25 protein-coding genes are annotated in these 22,981 nt (G+C 71.3%); 11 read left to right on the forward strand and 14 right to left on the reverse strand.

Features of this window, described 5'->3' with window-relative positions; translation table 11 throughout:
• The 4 genes from ACFQBR_RS27175 to ACFQBR_RS27190 form a co-directional block, all read right to left on the reverse strand.
• Positions 1–4,262, reverse strand: a 4,262-nt coding sequence (locus tag ACFQBR_RS27175) for an nSTAND1 domain-containing NTPase (RefSeq protein ID WP_378554759.1), incomplete at its 3' end; no start/stop codon positions are given.
• On the reverse strand, positions 4,259–4,597 hold the full coding sequence (locus tag ACFQBR_RS27180; protein WP_344181267.1) for a CU044_2847 family protein: 339 nt from the start codon (positions 4,595–4,597) through the stop codon (positions 4,259–4,261). The genes ACFQBR_RS27175 and ACFQBR_RS27180, both read right to left, overlap by 4 nt.
• 440 nt (positions 4,598–5,037) lie before the next feature.
• Positions 5,038–6,102, reverse strand: a complete 1,065-nt coding sequence (locus ACFQBR_RS27185) for an outer membrane protein assembly factor BamB family protein (protein ID WP_378554762.1) — start codon at positions 6,100–6,102, stop codon at positions 5,038–5,040.
• A complete protein-coding gene (locus tag ACFQBR_RS27190) occupies positions 6,099–6,833 on the reverse strand; it encodes a DsbA family protein (RefSeq protein ID WP_344181271.1) in 735 nt (244 codons plus the stop codon). The genes ACFQBR_RS27185 and ACFQBR_RS27190 overlap by 4 nt, the downstream gene beginning before the upstream one ends.
• A 275-nt stretch (positions 6,834–7,108) precedes the next feature.
• On the opposite strand from ACFQBR_RS27190, the gene ACFQBR_RS27195 reads away from it, so the two are divergent.
• Positions 7,109–8,287: an oxygenase MpaB family protein gene (locus ACFQBR_RS27195; protein WP_344181272.1), complete on the forward strand. Its 1,179-nt coding sequence runs from the start codon at positions 7,109–7,111 to the stop codon at positions 8,285–8,287.
• 202 nt (positions 8,288–8,489) lie between these two features.
• On the opposite strand, the gene ACFQBR_RS27200 is transcribed toward ACFQBR_RS27195, so the two are convergent.
• Entirely contained in the window at positions 8,490–9,335 is an 846-nt protein-coding gene (locus tag ACFQBR_RS27200) for a helix-turn-helix domain-containing protein (protein ID WP_344181273.1), read from the reverse strand.
• A 135-nt stretch (positions 9,336–9,470) separates the two neighbouring features.
• Here ACFQBR_RS27200 and ACFQBR_RS27205 point away from each other — a divergent pair, with 135 nt between their 5' ends.
• From ACFQBR_RS27205 to ACFQBR_RS27215, 3 genes are all read left to right on the forward strand, one after another.
• Positions 9,471–9,905, forward strand: coding sequence for a hypothetical protein (locus ACFQBR_RS27205; protein WP_344181275.1), 435 nt, complete (start codon positions 9,471–9,473; stop codon positions 9,903–9,905).
• Positions 9,906–10,000: 95 nt separating this feature from the next.
• Complete coding sequence (locus ACFQBR_RS27210; RefSeq protein ID WP_344181277.1) at positions 10,001–10,462, forward strand: SgcJ/EcaC family oxidoreductase; 462 nt, start codon at positions 10,001–10,003, stop codon at positions 10,460–10,462.
• 205 nt (positions 10,463–10,667) lie between these two features.
• The gene (locus ACFQBR_RS27215) at positions 10,668–11,243 is read left to right on the forward strand and encodes a YciI family protein (protein ID WP_344181279.1); all 576 of its coding nucleotides are present in this window, start codon (positions 10,668–10,670) and stop codon (positions 11,241–11,243) included.
• A gap of 123 nt (positions 11,244–11,366) precedes the next feature.
• Here ACFQBR_RS27215 and ACFQBR_RS27220 read toward each other — a convergent pair whose 3' ends face one another.
• Positions 11,367–11,921, reverse strand: coding sequence for a GNAT family N-acetyltransferase (locus tag ACFQBR_RS27220; RefSeq protein ID WP_344181281.1), 555 nt, complete (start codon positions 11,919–11,921; stop codon positions 11,367–11,369).
• A 145-nt stretch (positions 11,922–12,066) separates the two neighbouring features.
• Here ACFQBR_RS27220 and ACFQBR_RS27225 point away from each other — a divergent pair, with 145 nt between their 5' ends.
• The 3 genes from ACFQBR_RS27225 (at position 12,067) to ACFQBR_RS27235 (ending at position 13,531) form a co-directional block, all read left to right on the forward strand.
• Entirely contained in the window at positions 12,067–12,225 is a 159-nt protein-coding gene (locus ACFQBR_RS27225) for a hypothetical protein (protein WP_378554767.1), read from the forward strand.
• A 52-nt stretch (positions 12,226–12,277) separates the two neighbouring features.
• Positions 12,278–12,721, forward strand: a complete 444-nt coding sequence (locus ACFQBR_RS27230) for a nuclear transport factor 2 family protein (RefSeq protein WP_378554769.1) — start codon at positions 12,278–12,280, stop codon at positions 12,719–12,721.
• A 204-nt stretch (positions 12,722–12,925) separates the two neighbouring features.
• On the forward strand, positions 12,926–13,531 hold the full coding sequence (locus tag ACFQBR_RS27235; RefSeq protein ID WP_344181285.1) for a TetR/AcrR family transcriptional regulator: 606 nt from the start codon (positions 12,926–12,928) through the stop codon (positions 13,529–13,531).
• 138 nt (positions 13,532–13,669) lie between these two features.
• Here ACFQBR_RS27235 and ACFQBR_RS27240 read toward each other — a convergent pair whose 3' ends face one another.
• The 4 genes from ACFQBR_RS27240 to ACFQBR_RS27255 all read right to left on the reverse strand — a co-directional run bounded on the left by ACFQBR_RS27240 (position 13,670) and on the right by ACFQBR_RS27255 (position 16,877).
• Positions 13,670–14,386, reverse strand: a complete 717-nt coding sequence (locus ACFQBR_RS27240; protein WP_267944735.1) for an ABC transporter permease — start codon at positions 14,384–14,386, stop codon at positions 13,670–13,672.
• 75 nt (positions 14,387–14,461) lie between these two features.
• On the reverse strand, positions 14,462–15,346 hold the full coding sequence (locus ACFQBR_RS27245) for an ABC transporter ATP-binding protein (protein ID WP_344181287.1): 885 nt from the start codon (positions 15,344–15,346) through the stop codon (positions 14,462–14,464).
• 218 nt (positions 15,347–15,564) lie between these two features.
• Positions 15,565–16,443 (reverse strand): cytochrome c oxidase assembly protein, encoded by an 879-nt coding sequence (locus ACFQBR_RS27250; RefSeq protein WP_378554772.1) that lies wholly within the window; start codon positions 16,441–16,443, stop codon positions 15,565–15,567.
• Complete coding sequence (locus ACFQBR_RS27255; RefSeq protein ID WP_344181291.1) at positions 16,383–16,877, reverse strand: DUF2243 domain-containing protein; 495 nt, start codon at positions 16,875–16,877, stop codon at positions 16,383–16,385. The genes ACFQBR_RS27250 and ACFQBR_RS27255 overlap by 61 nt, the downstream gene beginning before the upstream one ends.
• A gap of 251 nt (positions 16,878–17,128) precedes the next feature.
• On the opposite strand from ACFQBR_RS27255, the gene ACFQBR_RS27260 reads away from it, so the two are divergent.
• Positions 17,129–17,875, forward strand: coding sequence for an SDR family NAD(P)-dependent oxidoreductase (locus ACFQBR_RS27260; protein WP_352986216.1), 747 nt, complete (start codon positions 17,129–17,131; stop codon positions 17,873–17,875).
• Between the two features lie 145 nt (positions 17,876–18,020).
• On the opposite strand, the gene ACFQBR_RS27265 is transcribed toward ACFQBR_RS27260, so the two are convergent.
• Positions 18,021–18,413, reverse strand: a complete 393-nt coding sequence (locus ACFQBR_RS27265) for a VOC family protein (protein WP_267944740.1) — start codon at positions 18,411–18,413, stop codon at positions 18,021–18,023.
• Complete coding sequence (locus tag ACFQBR_RS27270; RefSeq protein WP_267950409.1) at positions 18,410–18,721, reverse strand: ArsR/SmtB family transcription factor; 312 nt, start codon at positions 18,719–18,721, stop codon at positions 18,410–18,412. The genes ACFQBR_RS27265 and ACFQBR_RS27270 overlap by 4 nt, the downstream gene beginning before the upstream one ends.
• A gap of 266 nt (positions 18,722–18,987) precedes the next feature.
• Between ACFQBR_RS27270 and ACFQBR_RS27275 the strand changes: the two genes are divergently transcribed.
• The 3 genes from ACFQBR_RS27275 (at position 18,988) to ACFQBR_RS27285 (ending at position 21,023) form a co-directional block, all read left to right on the forward strand.
• The gene (locus tag ACFQBR_RS27275; protein WP_344181295.1) at positions 18,988–19,791 is read left to right on the forward strand and encodes a hypothetical protein; all 804 of its coding nucleotides are present in this window, start codon (positions 18,988–18,990) and stop codon (positions 19,789–19,791) included.
• 295 nt (positions 19,792–20,086) lie between these two features.
• A complete protein-coding gene (locus ACFQBR_RS27280; RefSeq protein WP_378554776.1) occupies positions 20,087–20,818 on the forward strand; it encodes an alpha/beta fold hydrolase in 732 nt (243 codons plus the stop codon).
• 22 nt (positions 20,819–20,840) lie between these two features.
• The gene (locus ACFQBR_RS27285; protein ID WP_267944743.1) at positions 20,841–21,023 is read left to right on the forward strand and encodes a hypothetical protein; all 183 of its coding nucleotides are present in this window, start codon (positions 20,841–20,843) and stop codon (positions 21,021–21,023) included.
• Positions 21,024–21,148: 125 nt separating this feature from the next.
• Here ACFQBR_RS27285 and ACFQBR_RS27290 read toward each other — a convergent pair whose 3' ends face one another.
• Positions 21,149–21,910 (reverse strand): hypothetical protein, encoded by a 762-nt coding sequence (locus ACFQBR_RS27290; protein ID WP_344181298.1) that lies wholly within the window; start codon positions 21,908–21,910, stop codon positions 21,149–21,151.
• A gap of 499 nt (positions 21,911–22,409) precedes the next feature.
• Positions 22,410–22,970, reverse strand: coding sequence for a hypothetical protein (locus tag ACFQBR_RS27295; RefSeq protein WP_267944745.1), 561 nt, complete (start codon positions 22,968–22,970; stop codon positions 22,410–22,412).
• Positions 22,971–22,981 lie beyond the last annotated feature (11 nt).

The following is a 22,981-nucleotide window of genomic DNA, read 5'->3' on the forward strand; positions in this document are numbered from 1 at the left end:
AGGGTGCGTAGCTCTTGGCCGGTCTCGGGGTCCCATACCCGCACCGTGCCGTCGTCGCTCGTGCTGGCCAGCTGGTTCCCGTCCGGGGAGAACACCACGGACCTCACCCAGTCGTCGTGGCCGGTGAGGGTGCGTAGCTCTTGGCCGGTCTCGGGGTCCCATACCCGCACCGTGCCGTCGTCGCTCGTGCTGGCCAGCTGGTTCCCGTCCGGGGAGAACACCACTGACGTCACCGTGCCGTCGTGGCCGGTGAGAGTGTGCAGCTCTTGGCCGGTCTCGGCATCCCATACCCGCACCGTGCCGTCTGCATTCGCGCTGGCCAGCTGGTCCCCGTCCGGGGAGAACACCACGGACCTCACCCAGTACTCGTGGCCGGTGAGAGTGTGCAGCTCTTGGCCGGTCTCGGGGTCCCATACCCGCACCATGCCGTCGTCGCTCGTGCTGGCCAGCTGGTTCCCGTCCGGGGAGAACGCCACTGACGTCACCGTGCCGTCGTGGCCGGTGAGAGTGTGCAGCTCTTGGCCGGTCTCGGCATCCCATACCCGCACCATGCCGTCTGCGTTCGCGCTGGCCAGCTGGTTCCCGTCCGGGGAGAACACCACTGACGTCACCGTGCCGTCGTGGCCGGTGAGAGTGTGCAGCTCTTGGCCGGTCTCGGCATCCCATACCCGCACCATGCCGTCTGCATTCGCGCTGGCCAGCTGGTTCCCGTCTGGGGAGAACACCACTGACGTCACCGTGCCGTCGTGGCCGGTGAGAGTGTGCAGCTCTTGGCCGGTCTCGGCATCCCATACCCGCACCATGCCGTCTGCATTCGCGCTGGCCAGCTGGTCCCCGCCCGGAGAGAACACCACCGCATTCACCCTGTCATCGTGGCCGGTGAGGGGACGCAGCTCTTGGCCGGTATCGGGGTCCCACACCCGTACGGTGCCGTCGTCGCTCGTGCTGGCCAGTTGGTCCCCGTCCGGGGAGAACACCACCGACCACACCGTGCCGTCGTGGCCGGTGAGGGTGCGCACTTCCTGGCCGGTCTCGGCATCCCATACCCGTACGGTGCCGTCGTCGCTCGTGCTGGCCAGTTGGTCCCCGTCCGAGGAGAACACCACCGCATTCACATTCACCCATTCGTCGTGGCCGGTGAGGGTGTGCACTTCCTGGCCGGTATCGGGGTCCCACACCCGTACGGTGCCGTCGTCGCTTGCGCTGGCCAGTTGGTCCCCGTCCGGGGAGAACACCACGGACCTCACCCAGTACTCGTGGCCGGTGAGGGTGCGCACTTCCTGGCCGGTCTCGGCATCCCATACCCGTACCGTCTCGTCGTCGCTTGCGCTGGCCAGTTGGTCCCCTTCCGGGGAGAACACCACGGACCTCACCCAGTCGTCGTGGCCGGTGAGAGTGTGCAGCTCTTGGCCGGTCTCGGGGTCCCACACCCGTACGGTGCCGTCGTCGCTTGCGCTGGCCAGTTGGTCCCCTTCCGGGGAGAACACCACGGACCTCACCCAGTCGTCGTGGCCGGTGAGGGTGCGCAGTTCTTGGCCGGTATCGGCATCCCATACCCGTACCGTGCCGTCGTCGCTCGTGCTGGCCAGTTGGTCCCCTTCCGGGGAGAACGCCACCGACAACACCGACCCGCCGTGGCCGGTGAGAGTGTGCAGCTCTTGGCCGGTATCGGCATCCCATACCCGCACCGTGCCGTCTGCGCTCGCGCTGGCCAGCTGGTCCCCTTCCGGGGAGAACACCACCGACCTCACCCAGTCGTCGTGGCCGGTGAGAGTGCGCACTTCCTGGCCGGTCTCGGGGTCCCACACCCGCACCATGCCGTCTGCGCTCGCGCTGGCCACCTGGTCCCCGCCCGGAGAGAACACCACCGACAACACCGGGCCGTTGTGGCCGGTGAGGCGGTGCTGCAGGCCCAGGCCGCCGGCGCGCAGCAGGCTGCCTCGGGCCTCGTCGGTTTCAGAGGTGCGGTAGGCGTGGACAGCCAGCAGGGAGGCCGTGTCGGGGTCGCGTTCGATCAGGGCATCGGACTGGGCGGCGAGCTGGCGCGACTGCGCGGCGGCTTCACTGGCCTGTGCCTCCTCCCGGGCCTGTTCGGCGTTTTGCCACTGCCACACCGACAGCGCCCCGGCGACCAGGACCAGGACCAGCAGGCCGGCCAGGACCGTGTTCAGACGTCGGGATCGGCGGGCGGTGGCGTGCTGGTGGCGGTCGCTGGCTTGAAGGAACGCAGAGATCCGGGCGGGAAGGGGCCGCTGCGTGGCCCATTCGGTGCCCTCGGCCAGGGCAGTGCCCGTCAGCAGGTCCCCGGGTTTGTCGCTGTCGGCGTGGATCTTGGCCTGTTTGAAGGCCTCGTGCCGCCATACCTGGAACTTGCGGTCCTGGTCCACCCAGGTGCGTAGTCTGTGCCAGTCGCGGATGAGCGCGTCGTGGATCAGTTCCGCGACGGGTTCGTCGGCAGGGTCACCACTCGGGTGGGCGGTTGGGCTGGTGGTGGTGATGATGCGGGCCCCGCTCAAGAAGACCAGGACCTGGTCGAAGCCGGTGCCGGCGGCGCTCTGGGGGGCGGAGGTGTCAGCTGTCAGTTCTCTGAGCTCGGAGAGGGGGACTTGGCGGCGGGTGGCGGGGATGGCCGAGTCCTCGTCGGCCGGGTGCACCAGCGCTGTCAGTATCCGTTGGGCAATCGGGCGCTGGTCCTTCGGGAGCCGTGCCATCGCGTTGTCGCACCAGGCCGTCAGGCTTCCCGAGACCTTGCCGATGCGCTCGTAGGCCTGGTGGGTCAGGCGCCCGTGCTCGCGCTGGTCCCAGAGCTGTTGCAGTGCCAGCTGCAGCGGCGGCAGCAGGGTGGCCGCCACCCGGCCCTCCGTGCTCGCTTGGCGCAGGTCCTCGATGATGCGCGCGGGCAGGCCGTCCTCGAAGCGGGCGCCGGCGTCCTGGGCGGGCCGGGTGATGATGGCGTCCAGCTCGTCGGTGGCCAGGTGGGCGGGGATGTCCACCGTTCCGGGTTTGGCGGCCTGCAGTAGCCGGGGGGCGGCTTCGGCCAGGCGGTGGTAGAAGTCGTTGCGCATGATCAGGACCACGCTCAGGGGCAGGTCGTCATCGGCGGCCTCGAGGAGTTCTTCCACCAGGTCCAGCCCGGGGGCGGGACCGGCCTGGTCGCCGGGGTTGGCGGGTGTGTGGGTGAGTAGTTCCTCGAACTGGTCGATGACCACCACCAGGCGCTCACGGCCCTGCTCGACGTGCAGGCGGCGTTGCACCGCGGCCTTGAGCCCGCCCTCCTCCTGCCGGGTCAGGCCGGCCCGGGCCAGCTCCGCTCCCAGGTCCCGTCCCGGGCGGAGCAGGAGGGGCAGCCACCGGTCGCTGCGCGGCAGCCGGCCCTGGGCCAGGGCCGGTAGGACACCGGCCTGGATGAGGGAGGACTTGCCCGCCCCGGAGGGGCCCAGCAGCAGCACCAGCCGTTGCCGGTCCAGCTTTTCCAGGACCTCGGCCACCGTGCTGTGGCGGCCGTGGAACCAGTCGGCGTCGGCGGCGGTGAAGGAGTCCAGGCCCGGGTAGGGGGACAGGTCCTGCTCGGTCAGCTCCGGAACGATGTCGAGCAGTACATCGGCTGGGGTGGCATAGGCGATGCCCTGGCCCCGCTGGTAGCGGTCGGGTCGGGTGATCTCGGTGACCATGCCGATGACCAGGCCGGTGACCTTGTCCAGCACGGGTGCGCCGCTGAAGCCGGTGGTCAGGTCGTTGGCGCCGGTCAGCTGCAGGCGCGGGCCCGTCTGCGCGTCGGGCAGCAGGTCCCCGGCGGTGGCGTAGCCGTAGTGCCCGCCGGCGGGGGCCTGGTCGGGGAACCCGTAGGAGGACACCTCGTGCCCCTCACACCCCTGTGCGCTGCCCACCCCCAGAGGCTGCGCTGCGGCCGGTACCTGTCCCAGTAGGCGGATCGCGGCCACGTCCTCGCTGTCCCGGTCGCGCCAGGCCTCGGCCAGGACCTGACCCTGGACCACCGGGGCGCCGGGTTGATGGACAAAGCACAGGTCCACCGGCCCACCCCGGGTGCTGCCTGCGCCCTGGACCACGTGGGCGCAGGTCAGTACCAGGTCCGGGCCGGCCAGGAACCCCGTCCCGGCCACCAGGCCCCGGCTGTCCAGGACCTGGACCACCCCGGCGAGCACCTGTTGGCCCGGCAAGGTGCCCGGAGCCGCGCCCCCGCCACGGTGGCGGCCCGTGCCCGCACCTTGTGATTGCGGGTCGTGCGGTCCGGGTGTGCTCACGCCTGGTCCTGCTTCCAGAGCACGCGCACCCTCAGGTTGGCCTTGCCCTCACCCCGGGTGATGACGGCGTCGACCTTCGCCGACAGGTCCACCCCGAAGGTCACCTCGACCTCGGCAGGTTTGGCCTCGCGCAGCTGTTCCAGGACCGTTTCGGCCATCTCCCGCACCGGCTGCAGCATCTCCACCAGGCTGTGCGGCAGTTCACCGACCGCGTCCGATATGCGCCCGGCCTTGACCGGGCCGCCCCCGACCAGCTCTTCTGCTTCGGCCAGCGGGGAGGCTTCGAACAGGATTTCCCCGCCGCTGCCCAACGGCAGACGTGTCACCGATTCCATCGGCCCTCTTTCCCGTCGAAGAATGGGTCACCCATTACAGCAGGCCAGTTTCTGTGATAGCCCGAACCCGGATGACAACCGGCCCGGGCCCGGTTCTTCCCAGACCCGGGTCGCATCCCCAGATGCCCTGCGGGGCCGGCCTTGCCTCGCGTGCGACCGAGGGCGACATTGGCACAAATGCGCTCTTTGAGCAGGTATTTTCCCTCGACCAGCAGCGCACAGCACCCCGGGGGTTGAGAAGAGCGGAGTACGATAGCAGCGGGCGTGGTCGGCTGCCAGGTGTTTCCCGCCTTTCCACCTGCTCGGCCACATGTGGCCGGATGGCTCGGGAAACCCCGACCGGGCGAAACGAAGCGGGAAAGAAGAAGCCGCCGCGCGCCGGCACAGAGCACTTTTCAGGTGAGGGGTAACCACAAAACATGGCTTACGTCTCCCGCGTATCAGGCGGTGAGCCCGGTGCGCCGCGCGAGGCGGTCGAACAGGTCCTTGGCGTTGGCGTAGCTCATCGCCCGTCCGTGCTCGTCGCCCACCGACACGGGCGGAGCCCCCGTGAGGGGCTCCGCCAGGGCGCGGCCGTCCCTCAGGTCGTGGACGGTGAACGCCGTGGTCTCCCCCCGCTCCCAGGTGATGACCGCCCACGGGGCGGAGCCGCTGGCGGGACGGGGTCCGTAGGTGAGGGAAATCTCCCCGGGTTCCCCTTCCAGGGTGTCGGGGACGGGCAGGTCGGCGTGGTGCCAGAGTTCGTCCCCGGAGCGGGCGTCGACCGCGCGCAGCGCGCCGTCGCGGTGGAGGACCACGGTGCCCTGGTACTCGTGCAGGACCGCCCCGCCCCGGCTCTCGTCCGCGACGACCTCCCCGGTGTCCGCGGACAGGGCGACGGCGGGGCCGGTGTCGGCGCTCATGACGGTGTGGGCGACCTGCGCGAAGACCAGCCCCGGCCCCACCCAGGTGCCGGGCACCTCCGTGGGGCCCCACACCCTGCGTCCGGTGGAGGGGTCCAGGGCGGCCGCGGTGGTCCGGGCGGCCAGGAGTCCGCGGTCGGGGGCCGCGTCGCTGTCGAGCAGCACGACTAGGTCGTCGCCGCCCTGCGTGCGGGTGAGGGTGAACCCGGTGCAGCTCGGGTTGCGTTCGGTGGTCCAGCGGGTGCGCCCGTCGGCGTCCGTGCCCACGAAGTGGAGTTCGCCGCCTCCCTCCGGCGTCACGGGTCCGACGAACCCGGTGTCGGTGCCGCGGGGTTCGGAGGAGTAGGGCGTGGCCCGTCCGGCCGCTCCGTCGAGGACGCCGGGGAGCAGGTCCGGCTCCACCGGCGCGGCCGGGGCCGGGCCCCCGTCCAGGGGCAGGGCGTCGGCGGGGTCCGCGAGTTCGGGCCTGCCGCAGGCCGCGAGGGCCAGGAGCAGGCAGAGGGCCGCGGCGGCGGGCGGGCGGCGGACCGCCGTCCCCCAGCGGGGCGGGGCCGCGTGGGAGGGGCGGCGCGGGCGGCGGGGGCCGTCCACGACGGGGCTCACGGCCGGCGTCCCGCGTCGCGCAGGGCGAGGTCGACGGCTCCGGTGAAGGACTCCAGCGGCTGGGCCCCCAGGACGGGGTCGCCGTTGACCAGGAAGGCGGGTGTGCCGCTGATCCCCATCGCCTGCCCCTCGGCGAAGTCCTCCTCGACCGCCTCCTCCGCGTCGGCACTCTCCAGGTCCCGTGCGAAACGCTCCGTGTCCAGGTCCAGCTCCCGCACGGCTCCCTCCAGCCGTGTGCGCAGGGCCGCGTCGTCCCCGGTGAACTCCCGCGGGGCCTCGTAGACGAGGGCGTGGTACTCCCAGAAGGCGTCCTGCTCGGCGGCGGCCGCGGCGCCCAGGGCCAGGAGGCGGGAGTCGTCGCCCAGGTAGGGGAACTCCCGCCACTCGATGCGCAGCAGGCCCTGCGCGACGTAGGTGTCGGTGAGCTCGGGCTGGACCCGGCGCACCCATTCGCCGCAGTAGGGGCACAGGTAGTCGGAGTAGGCGACCATGACGACCGGTGCGTCCACCGCTCCCATGGCGCGGGGGTCGCCGGCCTGTCTGCGGGCGAGCTCCTCCCCCGCCTCCCTCATGTCCTCGCTGACGGTGGCCGCCGGTTCCCCGTCCTCCCCCGCGGAGGGGTTCCGGAGCAGCTCGGCCCTCACGAACAGGAGGACGAGGGCCAGGGCAACGCAGGCCGCTCCGGTGAGCACCAGTGCCGGTGCGATCGGGCGTCCGGACCGTTCCGGCATGGAGGGCACCTCCGGTGTCGCGCGCTGGCGCGGGGTCGCGTGGTTCTCGTCCTGAGTGGTGCGGCTCCTCCCGCACCACGCTCTTCTATGGAAGATAGAAGTTATTCTATGCAGGATAGAGAGAGGATGGAACAGCGGGGACCGCTCCCCCGTACGACGGGGCCGGTCCGCCCCCGAGCCCGGGCGGGCGCGCCCCGGGGAGCCCGCCTCCGCCGGGGAAGGGGGGATCGGCAGGCCGTGGCTGCCTCCGGGCACGGGAGGATAGAAACGACCTCATGACCGATGTGAACCACACCCAGTCCGTGCCCGAGCGGCTCGTCGACCTCGCCGCCGCGCGGACCCGCCACGGCGACCGTGTCGACTTCCTGGTGCCCATGCTGCAGGTGGGCGACCCGCTCGCCGACGCCGTCGTCGCCGAGTTCGACGAACACGGCCGTTCCGCCCGCGCCGCCCTCCAGCGCGGCCTCGCCGAGGGCCGTGCGAGCGTGCCGGACGCCCCGCCGGCGGTCGACGCCCTGCTCGCCCACGCGGAGACCGTGCCCGCATGGGTCTCACAAGAACTCCTGGAGCAGGGCGACCGGCCCTCGCTCGCCGTGCCGTTCCACTGGAGGAGCCTCGCCTTCTCCGTCGGATCGCTGACCCACACCTACAGCTCCCCCTCGATCGCGCGACTGCTCGTGGGCACCGGCCGGCTGACCTCGACGGCGCCGCGCCGGCTCGCCGAGACCGGGTTGTGGAACGCCTCGGCGATCCTGCCCGGCGGCCTGCTCCACGGCGCCTCCGGCCTCGTGCAGACCGTGCAGGTCCGGCTGCTGCACGCACGCGTCCGCGCCACGGCCACCAAGCACGGCTGGGACTCCGAGCGGTGGGGGGTGCCGATCAACCAGGCCGACGTCGCACGCACATGGCTCGACTTCACCGTCGTGCCGTTCAAGCTCCTGGAGGGCATCGGCTACCGGCTCACCGAGGAGGAACAGTCCCTCCTCTACCGCTACTGGTGGTACGTGGGCCGCCTGCTGGGCCTCGACGAGGAGTTCTTCCTCGGCATCGAGGACCACGAGCAGGCCGGCGAGCTGCTGGACCTGCTCGACTCGACCTCCGCCGCACCGGACGAGAACAGCAGGCAACTCGTCGGGGCTCTGTTCGACGCCGCCGGCGCCAATCTCGCCTCCGCCCCGCAGTCGCCGATGGACGGGGCGGGCTGGCGCGACCTGATGCACGCACTCGCCCACCGTTTCCACGGCGAGAAGGCCACAGCCATGGGCATCCCGGAGTCACCCCTCACGGCGGTGCTGCCGTTGATCGCGGCGGGCGAGGCCAAGGCGCGCAGCTACCAGCTACAGGTCCCCGGAGCGTTGCGGCAGGCCGAGGAGGTCGGCATCTCCGCGATCCGCGGCCTCGCCGCCACCCTCACCGACAGCACCGCCTACCAGGACCACGTCTCGCCCTCCTGAGCCGTGGCGCCGCGGCCGGGGGCGTCGACGGCGTCCCCTCGAACGCCGCCACGCTCCCGCCCGGCGGATCAGGCGACCCTGTGGTGGGGGCTCGAGGACGTCCCCGCGGTCGGCGGGCCCGGCGCCGCGGCTCAGGCGCGGGTTCCCGGAGCGCACCCGGCGGCGGTGCGTTGCCGGTGCCCCGTCACGACGTGTCGTCGGGCTAGGGGAACACGTTCTCGGGAGCGGCGGAGTTCTTCGAGGACGCCGGCGCCAGGGCGCGCAGTGTGTCGGCGGTGAAGCCGTCCAAGGGGTAGAACAGCTCGATCGCCAGCTCCGACAGCGTCACGTCGGCCGGTGCGCCGAAGGTGGCCATGGTGCTGAACAGCGCCAGTTCTCCGAAGGGGGTGCGCAGGCGCAGCGGCACCCGGATGGGGTTCGGCCCGTCCGCCGGACCGGTGCCGGCGTCGGCGGGCTCCTCGGGGGCGGGATAGCGCGACACCTCCTCGTAGAGGGCCCGGAGGTCGGCGTCGGCGGTGGTGTTGACCTGGTGCAGCAACCGGTCGAGGAACAGCTCGCGCACCTCGCCCAGGTTGACCAGGCGCGCGGCGAGGCCCTCGGGGTGCAACGCCAGTCGGAACACGTTCGGCCGGGGCTCCGACAGGTGCGCGGGAACGCCCTCCATGAGGACGGACATGGCGGAGTTGCCCCGCACCACGTTCCACAGCCGGTCCACGACGACGGCCGGGTACGGCTCGTGCGTCGCCAGGACGGTCTCCAGGGCCGAACTGACCGAGGCCATGTACGCGTCGTCGAGGCTGCTCTCCCGGTAGGCGGGGGCGTACCCTCCGGCCAGCAGCAGGGTGTTGCGCTCGCGCAGGGGGATGTCCAGCGCGGCCGACAGCCGCAGCAGCATCTCCCGGCTCGGGCGGGCCCGCCCGGTCTCCATGTACGACAGGTGCCGCGCGGAGGTGTCGGCCAGCAGGGACAGGTCGAGCTGGCTGAGCTTGCGGCGTCGGCGCCAGTCCCGCAGCAGGGGGCCCGCGGTCGACGGCTCTCGCGTTTCCATGCCCGGAAGCATAGGTCCTCGGTCTGCGGGGGAGCCGCCGCCATGACCTCGGAGGTTATTGAGGCGCTGAGCGGACGGTGGGAGTCTTTCTCCCCACGCGGCCCGTACGGGCCGCACGAAGGAGAAGGAGCCGGTATGAACGCATCGATCGTGGCGGGTTCTGCCGCGCGCACGGCGATCGGCGGCAGGGCGGCGGAACAGCTGCGCACCGTCCTGCGGATCGACGGCTGGAGCACCGCGGTCTTCGGTGTGGTCCTGCTGGCCGCCGGTCGGCCGTTCGTCGAGGTGCTGGGACTCCCGCTCGCCTGGTCGGTCCCGTTCGGTGTCGCCATGCTCGGCGGCGCCGCCGCCCTGGGACTGATCGCCGGTTACCCGGCCGTCCCGGTCCGGTACACCGCCCTGGTCGTCACGGGCAACGCGCTCTCCTGCGTGGCTCTCGTGGTCCTGGTATTCGCGGGACCGATCCCGCTCACCGGTCCGGGGACGGCGTTCCTGCTGAGCGGAGCGGTGGTCGTGGCGGTCTACGCGGGACTGGAGTTCCTGGCTCTGCGGAGGGCCATGACGCGGTGACCGGCAGGACGCCCGCGGAGGCCCCGGCGGATCCACCGTCGGGGAAGCGCACAGGACGGCCCCCTCGGAGGGCCGTGGACGGGAGGAGAACGATCATGACCACGGAGGAGGAACGGCCCGTGCGAGGAGACGACGCGCAGGAGGCGGCGCGGGAGGAGTTGCGCGGCCTGGTGGCGGCCCAGCAGCGGGCCTGGGCCGCGGGCGACGGGGCGGCGTTCGCGGCGGCCTTCACCGAGGACGCCGACTTCGTCGCCGTCGACGGCTCCCACCTGCGCACCCGGGCCGGGATCGCAGCAAGCATGCAGGAGGGGTTCGACACCTTCATGGCGGGCACCCGTCTCACCGACCCGCAGGCATGGCACATCCGTTTCGTCGGTTCCGACCTGGCGGTGGTCGTCACCAGCGGTGTCTGCGTGCTGTGGCCGGGCGCCCGCACCGGCCGGCCCGAGGACCTGTCCGTCCAGACACGCGTGGCCGTCCGCGAGAGCGGAGCATGGCTGTTCACCTCCTTCCAGAACGGCCGCATGCGCCCGCCGGAGCCGCCCCCGGCCCGCTGAGCCTGCCCCGGTCACCGGTCACCGCGGACGGTGGCCCCGTACCGGCAGGGAATCCTGACGTGGCGCGGGGCCGCCGTCCGATCGCCTTCGGGCCGGTCGGTCCCGTCCCCGCAACGCGGGCGCCCGGGCACCGGAGTCGTCAGCGCGGGCCGCCGGCCCTGCCCCGGCCCGCTGCCCTCGGGGGGCGTGCCGGTACCTTTCACCCATGCTGTTTCACGTGCACGCCGAGGACCGCCCCGGGCTGGGGTCCGAACTGTACGACCTCGCGGAGGAGCACTGGTCCTACATGGACCGGTTCGAGGACCGGTTCGTCCTGCGGGGCCCCACCCTGGACGATGACGGTGAGGAGCACACGGGGAGCGTCCACGTGGTCGAGGTCCCCGACCGCGCCGCCGCGGAGCGGTTCGCGACCGAGGAGCCCTACTGGTCGGCCGGGCTCTACGCCGGGTACACGGCCCTCCGCGCGGTTCTCCTGTTCGACCACGGGCCGGACACGGATGGGGCGGAGGCGCCCCACACGCTGGTCACCGGTGCGTGGGCCCCGAGGCCCCGTTCGGGGGGCGGGTCCGACCTGCTGCCGTCGGATGCCGGCCCAGGTGGCCGCCTGCTCTTTGCGGCGCTCCTCGTCGACGACGACGGGACCGCCACGACCGGGATGATCGCGGTCGTGCGGGCTCTGCCGGACGAGGCGGTGGAGGTCGTGCGGCCGTTCGCGGATCGGCTCGCGGACGCCCCTGCCGCGCTGTCCGCACAGCGCTGGTGCCGCGGCGGACGCAACTAGGTCCCGGGTTGTTCCGGGCCCGCTTCCACCGGCGAACTTCCCCTCGCCGCGCCTCCGCGCCCGTGAAGCCCGGACGGGCTGTACACCGCACGTCGTCGTGCGAGTGATCGCCCGGACGACCGCTCATCGACCGAAAGCCTTCGGAAAGCACTCCCCGGAGCCGGGGGAGGTCAACGGCATGTGGAAACGGGTGTAGGTCGGGAACTCCTCGACCGGGGCGAATCCGAGCCTGCGCAGTACGGCGGCGCTCGGGTCGTTGCCATGGGTGACGCCCGCGAACATGTCGGTGGCGCCCAGGAGGGTGAAGGCGCTCCCGATGAGAGCGGCGCAGGCCGCGCCTGCCCGGCCCTTCCCCGTGGCGGCTCGGGCGAGCCAGTAGCCCAGGCCGTAGTGCGGTGGAGCGGCCGCGATGATGCCGACCTGGCCCACCAGGCTCTCGCGCAGTCGTATGCCGTAGGCGCGTTCCTTCCCGGCGGAGTGGGCCAGTGCCTCCTCGATCTCCTCCACGGAAGCCCGGACCTGTGCGGTGAAGTCGCCGTGGCGGGTCAGATGGGCGGTGTCGGCCTGCAGGAGGTCCCGGATGTCGGTGGCGTCCGCGGGGGTGAGCACGCACAGGGACACGTCGGGGATCCGGGTGGGCAGCGTCTCCGGCAGAGTCTCGAGCGGGGGGTGGATCATGGCGGCCACGATAGAGGGGCCCGGGTCCACGAGCGACGGGATATCGTGCGGGCCCGCTCCCCTGTCGGCGGGTGCGCGGTGACGACATCCTGGGACGTCACCGGTGGGGGCGGCCCTCTCGGGCCGGGGCTCCGTGGGAGGAGCGATGGCGCCGACCACGCGCGACGGCGGGTTGCGGGTTCTGGAGCCACCGGCCGACAGCCGTGCGCGACCGGGGGTCCGCCTGGGCGCCCCGTCCGGGAGCGGGCCGGGGCAGCCCCGGGCCCCGGTCGTGGAGAGTTCGATCGTCCTCGCCACGGGCTAGGTTGGGGCCTTCGCCGCCCGAGCAGGAGGCGGTCCCTACGGAGGAGCCGACCATGTCGACAACAGCAACCGCGAACACCCGTGCAGCGGTGGAGGAGTTGCTGCGCAGGATCGGCGAGGGCGACCCCGAGCGCATCGCCGAACTGTACGCCGAGCGGGGCGACTGGAAGCTGAGCTGGCCGCAGGCCGAGCACGGCCGCGCCGCCACGCCCTGGATCCGCCACCGCTCCACCCGGGCCGACGCGGCCGCCCACTACCGCGAGATCGCCGAGCACCATGTGCCGGAGCAGGTGGGGACCGAGATCGAACGCGTCCTGGTCGACGGGGACGACGCGGTCGTGTTCGGGGAGATCCGCCAGACCGCCCGTCCCACCGGACGCGCGTACCGCGCCCGGTTCGCCATGCACCTCACCTTCGAGGACGGCCTGGTCACCAGGCACCACGTCTACGAGGACAGCCTCGCCGTCGCCGAGGCCTTCGACGCCGACGACCGGTGAGGGCCGCCCGTGAGGGCTTCCGTCGGAGTCGGCCCCTGACGTAGGACGCCCTTTCCGGGGCGCGGTGCGGGCGCCCGCCCACGCGGGCGCGTCCGCGCCGGTACCGCCCGGGCGGCACCGGCGCGGGGCCGGGCGGAGGCCGGGGGCCCGCCCGGCCGCGGCTCCTCGCCCCGGGTTTCTGTACCGACCGGTTAGGATCGTGGCATGGGTGTTTCCCGGAGTACTGTCATCGGCCGTCCCAGGGAGTTCGACGTCGACGAGGCGCTGGAGTGCGCCATGCGCGTCTTCTGGGAGAGGGGCTACGAGGGGGCGAGCCTCGCCGACCTGACCGGTGCCATGGGGATCACCAAGACGAGCATGTACGCGGCCTTCGGCAACAAGGAGCAGCTGTTCCGCAAGGCCCTGGAGCGCTACACCGAGGGGCCGGCCTCCTACGCGACGCGCGCCCTGGAGGAGCCGACCGCCCGGCAGGTCGCCGAGGCGCTCCTGCGCGGCTCGGTGCGGACCACGACCCTCCCCGAAGGCCCTCCCGGGTGCCTGGGCGTGCAGGGCGCGCTGGCGTCGGGCGAGGGGGGCAGGCCCGCGCACGACATGCTCGTCGCCTGGCGCAACGACGCGACGCTGCGCGTGGAGGAGCGCTTCCGGCGGGCCGTCGACGAGGGCGACCTCCCGGAGGGCGCCGACCCGCGGCGCCTCGCCAGGTACATCATGACGGTGGCGTTCGGCATCGCCGTCCAGGCCGCCAACGGCCTCGGCCGCGACGAGCTCCAGGACAGCGCCGACATGGCGCTGCGGAACTGGCTGCCGTAGCGGGCGCCCCTCCGCGGCGGGCTCGCGGGCGCCTGCCCGAACGCTGCCGCTCCCCCACCGTTCCCGGTGCGGACGCCGTCCGCGGCCCGCAGCGCCGCCCCTCGGCGTCCGCCGTCCGCGCGCCCACGGCTCCTCGGCTCAGCGGCGCGGTTCCCACCGGAAGATCCGGGTTGCCAGGGTGACGGCGACGACGACCCAGGCCAGGGTCGGGGCCAGCAGGAACAGCGACTCCGAGAGCGGGACTCCGCCGTTCCAGGCGTTGACGACCAGCTCGGAAGCCGCACCGCCGGGGAGCAGCCGCTTGAGCAGGGTGAGCTCCTCGGTGCCGGTGAACCCGACCCAGCCGGACACGGCGAGCACGCCGATGAGGACGGGCAGGGTGGTCACCTGGGCGTGCTCGGGAGAGTTGGTCACCCCGGCCGTGGCCAGCGCCAGTCCGATCATCATGACCACCGTCGCGAGGGTGGCCGCCCCCGTGAGCAGGAGGTCGGCCGGCGGGTCGGCGACGACGGACAGCACGACCAGGACCACGCCCACCTGGGCCAGCGTGATCGCGGTGACCGGGAGCAGCAGCCCGGCGAGGATGCGGGTGTCGTCCACCGCGGTGGAGCGCAGCCGCTTGAGGAACAGGTTCTGGCGGCGGGAGGCCAGCGTGGTGACGGCGGTGGTGTAGAGCCCCATCGTCACGACGAGGAACATCAGCACCGCGGCGACGGCCCCGAGGTCGAGGGCCGGGATGCGGTCGTGCAGGTACATGTAGAAGGCGCTGGACGCCGCGGGCATGACGAGCATGGTGACCAGGATCAGCCGGTTCCGGAAGATCTGGATCAGCTCACCGTGAGCGATCGCGAGCATGGCGGGGATCCTTTGACTGGAAGTTGCGGAAGAAGGGCGGCCGGCGACGGCCGGGTCCGGGAGGGACCGCACGGCCTACTCGCTGCCGATGGCGCGGAAGACGTCGTCGAGGCGGGTCGGCCCGGCCTGGAGGTCGCGCAGTTCCGCCCCGTGGTCGTGCGCCCAGTTCAGGAGCGCGCGCAGGTCCTCCTGCAGGCCGGTTGTCTCGACGAGGAACGTTCCGTCGCCCTGGGGCACGGCGGGCAGCGGCAGCGCCGGGGCGGAGGGCGCGAGGGAGAAGCGGACCGTGGCGGGCAGCGTGCGCGTGAGCTCGGAGACCGTCCCCTCGCGGTGGAAGACGCCCTGGTGCATGAGCCCGATCCGGTCGGCGCGCTGCTGGGCCTCCTCCAGGTAGTGCGTGGTCAGGACGACGGTGGAGCCGTCCTCGCGCAGCCGGTCCACGGCCTCCCACAGGGCGTCCCGGGACTGGATGTCCAGGCCGGTGGTGGGCTCGTCGAGGAAGACCAGCTCCGGTGTCCCGTAGACGGCGGTGGCGAAGTCCAGCCGGCGCTTCTCGCCGCCCGAGAGCTGGGAGACCTTGGTGCCGGCCTTGCGGGTGAGGTCGACGACGCCGAGCAGGCGGTCGACGCTGTCCGTGCGCCTGCTGAGCCGGCCGATCAGGCGGACCGACTCCCGGACCGTGAGGTCCGGGGAGAAACCGCTCTCCTGGAGCATGATGCCCGTGCGGGGCCGTACGCCGCGGCGGTCGCGCGGGTCGCTCCCGAAGACCCGCACGGTGCCGGACGTGGCGGGGCGGTGGCCCTCGACGGCCTCCAGGGTCGAGGTCTTTCCGGCCCCGTTCGTTCCGAGCAGCGCGTAGAGCTCCCCGCGCCCCACGTGGAAGGACAGGTCCTTCACGGCGTGGAAGTCGCCGTACTTCACGTTCAGGTGCTCGACTTCGATGACTGGTTGCGTTGGCATGTCCCCATTCCAGCCGTCGGCGCCGCCGTCCGGCAGTCGCACCACGTCACTGATGCACCATGACGTTCGTACGGGTGGGGATGTGACGTGGTGTCACTGTCGGCGCGGAGGGACCGGGAGGAGGGCGGGCCGGGCACAGCCGTCGGCGGCGGCCGACCCCTCGTGTCCGGGGCCACCGTGCCCGAGGCCCCGGACGCGTAGGCGCCCCGGGCACGGCGTCAGGTGACCTGTGCGGAGCCGATCCCGGGACCGTCCGAGGCCCTTCGGCGCGGCAGGATCCAGGGGCGGCACACCAGGAAGATCAGCGCGATCTCCACCGGCGCTCCCGCGTAGTACATCAGTTCCGCGCCCGCGCGGGCCTGCTCGGCGGGGACTCCCCCGGGCGGGGCCGCGTAGAGGGTCTTGGCGAGGATGTTGTGCGCGGCGATCGCCAGGACCAGGGCCGCTGCCCGCCACGGCGGGGAGGGGCGGTGCGGCGCCGGGTCGGGGCCGCCCAGGACGGCGAAGGCGAACAGGTACCCGGCGGCGAACACGTGCGCGTGGACCAGGGCGTGCAGGAGCGGGTCGGTGTGCGTGAGGGCGTACAGGCCGGTCCGGTAGAGCGCCCACAGGCCGCCGACGCTGAGCGCACCCGCCACGAACGGGTCGGTCAGGACGGCCGCCGGGGGCGAGGACAGTATTCGGGCGAGGGGACGGGCCGCGCGCACCGGGAGGGTCCGCAGGGCCAGGGTGGCCGGGGCCGCCAGGACCAGCAGGAGCGGGCCCAGCATGCCCAGCAGGACGTGTCCGGCCATGTGGGCGGTGAAGTCGTGGTGGGCGCGTTCGGCCAGGGGGCCGACCAGAGCGGCGCCCGCGCACAGGCACCCGGCCGCCCACGACGCGGTGCGGGACGCCGGCCAGGCGGTACCGCGCCTGTACAGGGCCGACACCGCGGCCGGGTAGGCCGCCAGGGCGGCCACCAACAGGATCGCCGTCGCCCACCCGCCCGGGCCGAGCAGAGCGGCTTCGGTCCCGTGGTGTCCGTGGTGGTGCATGCTCAGGCCCCGGCCCCGGTGGTTGCGGCGGACCGGCCCGCGCGTCGTGCGGTCACGGTCCACAGCACGATCCCGGCCACGAGCAGGACGGCGGCGACGGCGTTCCAGGTCACGTCGTAGGGCACCAGGTCCACCCCGTAGCGGATCTGGTGCAGCCCCAGGACCTTGTGGTGGACCAATCCGTCGTAGAGCTGGAAGAACCCCGCCCCGGTCAGCCATCCCGCGGTGAAGGCAGCGCCCCGGAAGGCGCGTTCGCGGCGCAGTGCGGCGACCATCAGCAGCGAGGCGACGGTGGCGAACCAGCTGAAGGCGTGGAACAGCCCGTCCGATACCAGGCCGACGTCGCTGGTGGACAGGTCGTAGAAGTGGTGCCAGTGCAGGAGCTGGTGGAAGACCACCTCGTCGACGAAGGCGACGGCGCCCAGCCCGAGCAGGATCCCGGCGGTCAGGTTGCGGCCGTGGCGCGGGCGCGGCTGCGCCCGTGTCGGTGTGGACATCGGCTCCCCTCCCCCGGCCCCGGTCGCGCCTCTCGGTGGGCCTCGCGCACACGACTACCCGGCGGCCGGGGGCGAAAACGCAGGTCCGCCGCGGCCCCGCCGACCGGGGCCGGCGGGTCGGCACGGACATGGGGACGCCTGGTCCTTCCCCGGCTCCGAGCCGTCGACCCGCACCATTGGTACCAATCGGTACAGAAGTGCTAGGGTCTGGTTCTGTACCACTCGGTACCTAAATTTTCGGGAGAGCACCCATGGGACAGCTGGAAGGCAGAACCGCCGTCGTCACCGGCGGCGGCACCGGGATCGGCCTGGCCACCGCCGCGCGGTTGGCGGCCGAGGGCGCCCACGTGTTCATCAGCGGCCGGCGCGAGGACGTGCTGGCGCGGGCCGCGGAGTCGATCGGCCCCGCGGTGACCGCGGTCGCGGGCGACATCTCCGACCCCGCCGACCTGGACCGGCTGTACGACGCGGTCCGGGAGCGCGGCGAAGGCCTGGACGTGCTGTTCGCCAACGCGGCCGCGGTCTCGTTCGCACCGCTGGAGAAGGCCACCGGGGAGCAGTTCGAGCGGACCTTCGGCGTCAACGTCCGGGGCACGCTGCTCACCGTGCAGAAGGCCCTGCCGCTGCTGGGCGAGGGCGCGTCGGTGGTCCTGAACGCCTCGATCCGCGCCGACGACGGCTGGGAGGACTACGGCCTGTACGCGGCGTCCAAGGCCGCGGTGCGTTCCCTGGCGCGGACCCTGGCCAACGAGCTGAAGGGCCGGGGCATCCGGGTCAACGCCGTCTCGCCGGGCGCCATCGACACCCCCGGCATCGACGGCGCCGTCGGCGAGGAGAACGCCGCCGCCGCCAAGGCGGGCCTCGCGGCGGGGGTCCCCCTCGGCCGCATGGGGCGCCCGGAGGAGGTCGCCGCGGCCGTGGCCTTCCTCGCCTCCCCCGACAGCAGCTTCATGCTCGGCACCACCCTGTACGTCGACGGCGGTGAACACCAGTTCTGACGCCCCGGGCACGGGACCGGGCAGGGCCGCGGGCGGGTCGCCGCCCGCGGCCCTGCGCACGCGGCGCACCGGCCCGCCCCCGCCACGGCCCGCCCGGCCGCCCGGAGGCCGATCAGGCCGGCGGGCGTCGCACGCGGATCGCCGCCTACTGCGGCACGGTCGCGATCTGGATCAGGTTGCCGCAGGTGTCGTCGAGGACGGCGGTGGTGACCGGGCCCATCTCCAGGGGATCCTGGGTGAAGCGGACGCCGAGGCCGCGCAGGCGCTGGTATTCCGCCTGCACGTCCTGGACGGCGAACTGGGCGAGCGGGATGCCGTCCTTGACCAGGGCGTCGCGGTAGGTCCTGGCGGCCGGGTGGGCGGCGGGCTCGAGGAGGAGCTCGGTGCCGTCGGGCTCGTCGGGCGAGACGACGGTCAGCCACCGGTCGCTCTCGCCCACCGGGACGTCGTGCTTCTTCACGAAGCCGAGGACCTCGGTGTAGAACTGCTCGGCCTGGGCCTGGTCGTCGACGAAGACGCTGGTCATGTGAATCTTCATGGGGTGTTCCCCTCCGGTCCGGATGCGTCTGGCAGGGGCCACCGCTCGGCGATGTGCCGCAGCGGGGCCGTGTTCAGGTCGTGGAACTTGTAGCGGCCCTCTCGCCTGGTCTCGACGAGCCCTGCGGACTCCAGCACGGCGAGGTGCTGGGAGACCGCCTGGCGCGAGATGCCGAGCCGGTGCCTCATGCTCAGCCGCGAGCAGATCTCGAACAGCGTCTGCCCGGACTTCTCCGTGAGCTCGTCGAGGATGGTGCGGCGAGTCGGGTCGGCCAGAGCTTTGAAGAGTTGGTCGGCCACGGCCACCATAATAGGCAAGTAACCACTTGCTTGTCGAGTCGGGGCGGCGTGTCCCGTATCGGCCTGCCCTCCGAGTGCGCAGGTCAACCCGGTTGTGGTCGTGTGCGGCCCTGGATCCGGTGTCGGCCGGCGACACGACCGCTCCTCGCCCGCAGCACAGCGGACGCCTTGCGAACGGGGCTCTCGACCGGTGGCCACGAGACCGTCGGGGAAGCCGTCGTGACGTGGGTCCGTGCGATCCTGCTCCGCCCACCGAAAACCCCCAGGAGGCGAACGTGTCCCACTACCAGGTCGTCGTGGTCCTGCCGAAGCCGCCCGACACCTCGGCAGGCGCCGCCCCGGGCGAGGCGCTCCTGCGGGAGCTGCTGCCCCTGCTGGGGGAACCCGACTACGCGGGCGAGGACACGGACCCGCCCGGCCGCTGGTGGGACCGGTGGATGATCGGAGGCCGGTTCGAGAACGCGTTCCTGTGCACGGACCCCGACGACCCCCGGGTCCTGCCCGCCGAGGACGGCGCCCCCCGCATGGTGACGGCGGCGCCCGCATCCCTGCTCGACCTCGACGCGCAGCGCGAGGCGGCGGCCGGGAGGGCGGCCGACAGGTGGGACCGCGCCACGGGGATACTCCGGCGCCACCCCGACGCCGAGACGCTCCGCGCGTTCCTCCTGCGGGGCGGGGAAAGGACCGAGCGCACGCGTCCCGGGGCGACGGCCGCGCACGTCCGGACGCCGGCGGGGAGGACCGCCCAGGCCGAACGGACGGCCGCCATGAAGGCCTACCACGCCCAGGACGCCGTCCGGGAGCTCACAGGAGCCGGACTCACGCACTTCGCCGGGTGCGCGGTCGAGCACTACTCCACGCCCCGGGAGGAGTTCGTGGAACAGGCACGTCGGGGCGCGGTGCCGGGATGGGCCCTCATCGACACGGACGGAACCTGGTACGCCGTGGAACACCTGCCCGGGGCCGGTGACGACCCCGCAGCACGGCAGGCACGGCGCGAGTACCTGCGCCGCACGAACGCGCTCCTCGACGCGTTGCCCGGCGACGCCTACCTGGTCATGGCCGACCTTCACGCGTGAGGGGTCGACGGGAGCGGCTGTCCGCCCCGGAAGGCGCACGACCGGACGGGCCCCGGCCAGTGCCTGCGTCGGCGCCCCCGCGGACGGCGGCCCGGGCCATCACCACGTCCACGGGACCGTACCGGTCCTCCGGGCACTCCTTCGAGGGGCGAACGCCCCCTCGTGATCAGAACTCGGGACAGGTCCTGGTCCGGCAGTGCGGCTCCGACGCGATAATGGCCGCGACCTTCGAGCCCGGCGGATCACCCCCGGCGCCCGACCGCTCCGCCCTCCGGGAATGAGAACGCACGTGTACATGAGGACATTCGGCCGCGTAGAGGACAGGCCCGTGCTGCTCCTGCACGGCGGCGGCGTCGCAGGGTGGATGTGGGAGCCCCTGAGAGCGCACCTGGACCCGGGGCTCCGGCTCCTCGTACCGGATCTTCCTGGACACGACCGCAGCGCCGACACGGCCTACCGCTCGCACGAGCAGGCGGTCGCCGAACTGGCGTCGCTGCTCGAGAAGGAGACGGCGACGCCCGCCGCGGTCGTCGGGTTCTCCCTCGGCGCGCAGTTGGCGGTCCTGCTCGCCGCCCGCCGGCCGGACCTGGTCGACCGGGTCGCGGCCGTGAGCGCGCAGGCCGTCCCCTCACCGGCGCCACGCTTGCTCCTCGCCCTGCTCGGTGCGACCGCCGGGCTCGCCAAGCACGAAAGGTTCGCCCGGCTGCAGGCGAAGGAGCTCTTCATCCCGCCCGAGCTCCTCGACGACTACCTCCGCACCTCCTCGACCGTGTCCAGGGGCACGCTGCTCGCGGCCGTCGGCGAGAACATCCGCTTCACCGTGCCCGCGGGGTGGTCGGCCTTCCCCGGTGAGTCGCTCCTCCTCGCCGGGGCCGGGGAGCGCACTCTCATGAAGAAGTCGGCCGAGACGCTGCGCCGGGCCCTCCCCCGCAGCGAGCTGGAGATCGTCGAGGGATGCGGGCACGGTCTCCCGCTGCAGAACCCCGCCTGGCTGGCGAACCGCCTGCACACCTGGCTCGGACTCTGAGGGCCGCCCGCGATCAGTGGTCATGCCGACGAACCCGGCCGTGCGCGACGCGGGGCACGACGAGAGGAACAGCGGCACATCCTACGAGCAGGAGGCCTGCTCCTACCCGTGGTGCAGGTCCACCGCACGGACGCCCCCGGTCGAGGACCGAGCTGCCATCGGCAACGGAGAGCCGTGGAGTTCGGAGCAGGCCCGCGCGGCCTGAACCCCTGGCCACCCCTGAAAATCAATATCCCAGGACCAAGACCCAACCTCAATGGGATCACGAAACAGCTCGCCCACCATTCACCTTCCACCTTATGGGCATGCCTGCGGATATAGGAGAGTTAACTATCCGTTCGTGGCCATCTCCCACCACCAGTGACTCACGGGAACGCCTTCGGGGACCGCGGTGCCAGCACCTCGCACGCCTGACAGGTTCGTCCGGAGCTCCTCGTCGGTGTCGTCAATGTCTTCGGCGTCCAGCAAGGTGAAAGTCAGACTGCCGAGATAGATCTCGAACAGGTTCTCCAGAGCCGAGCGATACAGGCAGGCTCCGTACCAGCCCTCTCCCTCGGACATCAGCGCGTAGGTGTCGGTCTGGCCGAGGTAGGCGTTGATCTCCCCCGTTCGAGCCGCGGCGAGTTCGGCAATGCGAAACCTCTCGCCCTGGGTAGGCGTCCCTCCCTGGAGCGTGGCTCCCCAGAGAAGGAGAAGTGCCCGGTCGAGCGGGACGTGTTGGTCGGCCAGATCGGCTGCGGCTTGGAAGATCAGCTCGTGTCCGCTTCCGCTGAAGGTGTGCACGGGCTCGGTGGGGGGCGCCGGCCAGCCGTAACCGTCCAAGTTGGCCGCCCCGTCGGTCTCCACGCGCACCCGTGCCGACAAGGTCACGGCAGCCAGCTCGGTGTCGGCCGCCGCTCGGTGGAAGGTCAGGACGCGTGACCCGTGGGAGTCCGCAATGTCGCTGACCACAGCTCCTTCTCGCACTGTTGTGGACGCCGACGCGTGGAATGCACGGACGGGCGTGCCGTCCCTGCGTTCCGTAAAAGGCAGTTCAACAAGTCGGCGTTTGGTCTGCGTCGCGGCGTTGACGGGGGAATCGAACGTCAGCATGTTCGCGTAAGAACGAAGCTTCTCACACACAGCAGCCGAATCTGCGTCGGATTCTATACGCACTCCGCTACGTCCGAGCGTTGCTATCGCAGCCAGATCCTGGTCCAGACGTCGCTGTACCAGGCTGGGGTCTGCACGCAACCGCGCAGCGGCGATCTCTCCGGGAGTGGGGTCAGAAGACAAGGAAACTCCTGAGCAGTAGAAGGTCTTCGATCACAGCGGCGACTTCTCATAGTGGCGCCTACAGAGCTGTTCCGGTTCGCTCAAGACCTGGAGTGCGGGCATACCACCAACAGGGTGATCCAAGCAATCAATCGAGGGTCTCATCTGCGCAGATGGAAGGTGACTACGATAAATATCGTACGCATCCTTACTCTCCGATACGTCTGCTCCGCGCTGAATATTTCGATATGACTTCACCTGCACCGACCTCAGACCGGGGAACACCAAAAGAGAGCAGGAAGAAAGGGGATAAAATTCAGAGAAAAATCAGACATTGTCATTCATCGTACACACCATCGAGATGGTCATATTCAAGCCGTGTTCTTTTTTCTTCTTCACTCATATCTTGTCGAACTGGGGAACTCCACCACCAGTACCCTTCGGGAACCCAGTCTGGAATATCCGAACTCCGCACAGGCGGAGCTTCATCAGAAACATCCTTGATAATTTCATCTATATCTTCAAGATCCTCATGGAAGGTAACTTCTACACTTGTTGGACCAACACTATCCCAATCCATGAACTCATCGTCGAGTATTTGCAGCACAGAGCGCATCCAGCACGCCACTTCAAAACCATCTAGGCGACCACGCTCGGCATAGTTGGAACACTTTCCAACATAGGCCCTCAAGCCCCCTAGGTTATCCTCATTCACCAAAAGCCTGGAGAAGGAAGCCCTGAAGCCTTCTGAAATATCAACAGAAACGGGACTACTCTTCAATTCGACATAGACAGAAGGCAGAGAGTCGAGCACCGAGCCGACTTCCAACACCGCCTCTTTTTTGCCTTTTTTCTTTTCAAGTTTTTCAATAATTTTTATCATGTCTTCTTGAGACATAAACTCCCCCA

Origin of the sequence: Nocardiopsis tropica (genome assembly GCF_042660575.1) — a bacterium.
Taxonomy (GTDB): Bacteria; Actinomycetota; Actinomycetes; order Streptosporangiales; family Streptosporangiaceae; genus Nocardiopsis; species Nocardiopsis tropica.

Bases quoted from the DNA above. Each gene is read 5' to 3' on its own strand.
- ACFQBR_RS27235 (WP_344181285.1), top strand. From the start codon at position 12,926: ATGGGTGTTTCCCGGAGTACTGTCATCGGCCGTCCCAGGGAGTTCGAC.
- ACFQBR_RS27220 (WP_344181281.1), bottom strand. From the start codon at position 11,921: ATGATCCACCCCCCGCTCGAGACTCTGCCGGAGACGCTGCCCACCCGG.
- ACFQBR_RS27230 (WP_378554769.1), top strand. From the start codon at position 12,278: ATGTCGACAACAGCAACCGCGAACACCCGTGCAGCGGTGGAGGAGTTG.
- ACFQBR_RS27245 (WP_344181287.1), bottom strand. From the start codon at position 15,346: ATGCCAACGCAACCAGTCATCGAAGTCGAGCACCTGAACGTGAAGTAC.
- ACFQBR_RS27240 (WP_267944735.1), bottom strand. From the start codon at position 14,386: ATGCTCGCGATCGCTCACGGTGAGCTGATCCAGATCTTCCGGAACCGG.
- ACFQBR_RS27180 (WP_344181267.1), bottom strand. From the start codon at position 4,597: ATGGAATCGGTGACACGTCTGCCGTTGGGCAGCGGCGGGGAAATCCTG.
- ACFQBR_RS27255 (WP_344181291.1), bottom strand. From the start codon at position 16,877: ATGTCCACACCGACACGGGCGCAGCCGCGCCCGCGCCACGGCCGCAAC.
- ACFQBR_RS27265 (WP_267944740.1), bottom strand. From the start codon at position 18,413: ATGAAGATTCACATGACCAGCGTCTTCGTCGACGACCAGGCCCAGGCC.
- ACFQBR_RS27290 (WP_344181298.1), bottom strand. From the start codon at position 21,910: ATGCTGACGTTCGATTCCCCCGTCAACGCCGCGACGCAGACCAAACGC.
- ACFQBR_RS27295 (WP_267944745.1), bottom strand. From the start codon at position 22,970: ATGTCTCAAGAAGACATGATAAAAATTATTGAAAAACTTGAAAAGAAA.
- ACFQBR_RS27195 (WP_344181272.1), top strand. From the start codon at position 7,109: ATGACCGATGTGAACCACACCCAGTCCGTGCCCGAGCGGCTCGTCGAC.
- ACFQBR_RS27210 (WP_344181277.1), top strand. From the start codon at position 10,001: ATGACCACGGAGGAGGAACGGCCCGTGCGAGGAGACGACGCGCAGGAG.
- ACFQBR_RS27205 (WP_344181275.1), top strand. From the start codon at position 9,471: ATGAACGCATCGATCGTGGCGGGTTCTGCCGCGCGCACGGCGATCGGC.
- ACFQBR_RS27190 (WP_344181271.1), bottom strand. From the start codon at position 6,833: ATGCCGGAACGGTCCGGACGCCCGATCGCACCGGCACTGGTGCTCACC.
- ACFQBR_RS27280 (WP_378554776.1), top strand. From the start codon at position 20,087: ATGAGGACATTCGGCCGCGTAGAGGACAGGCCCGTGCTGCTCCTGCAC.
- ACFQBR_RS27215 (WP_344181279.1), top strand. From the start codon at position 10,668: ATGCTGTTTCACGTGCACGCCGAGGACCGCCCCGGGCTGGGGTCCGAA.
- ACFQBR_RS27260 (WP_352986216.1), top strand. From the start codon at position 17,129: ATGGGACAGCTGGAAGGCAGAACCGCCGTCGTCACCGGCGGCGGCACC.
- ACFQBR_RS27200 (WP_344181273.1), bottom strand. From the start codon at position 9,335: ATGGAAACGCGAGAGCCGTCGACCGCGGGCCCCCTGCTGCGGGACTGG.
- ACFQBR_RS27285 (WP_267944743.1), top strand. From the start codon at position 20,841: ATGCCGACGAACCCGGCCGTGCGCGACGCGGGGCACGACGAGAGGAAC.
- ACFQBR_RS27225 (WP_378554767.1), top strand. From the start codon at position 12,067: ATGGCGCCGACCACGCGCGACGGCGGGTTGCGGGTTCTGGAGCCACCG.
- ACFQBR_RS27270 (WP_267950409.1), bottom strand. From the start codon at position 18,721: ATGGTGGCCGTGGCCGACCAACTCTTCAAAGCTCTGGCCGACCCGACT.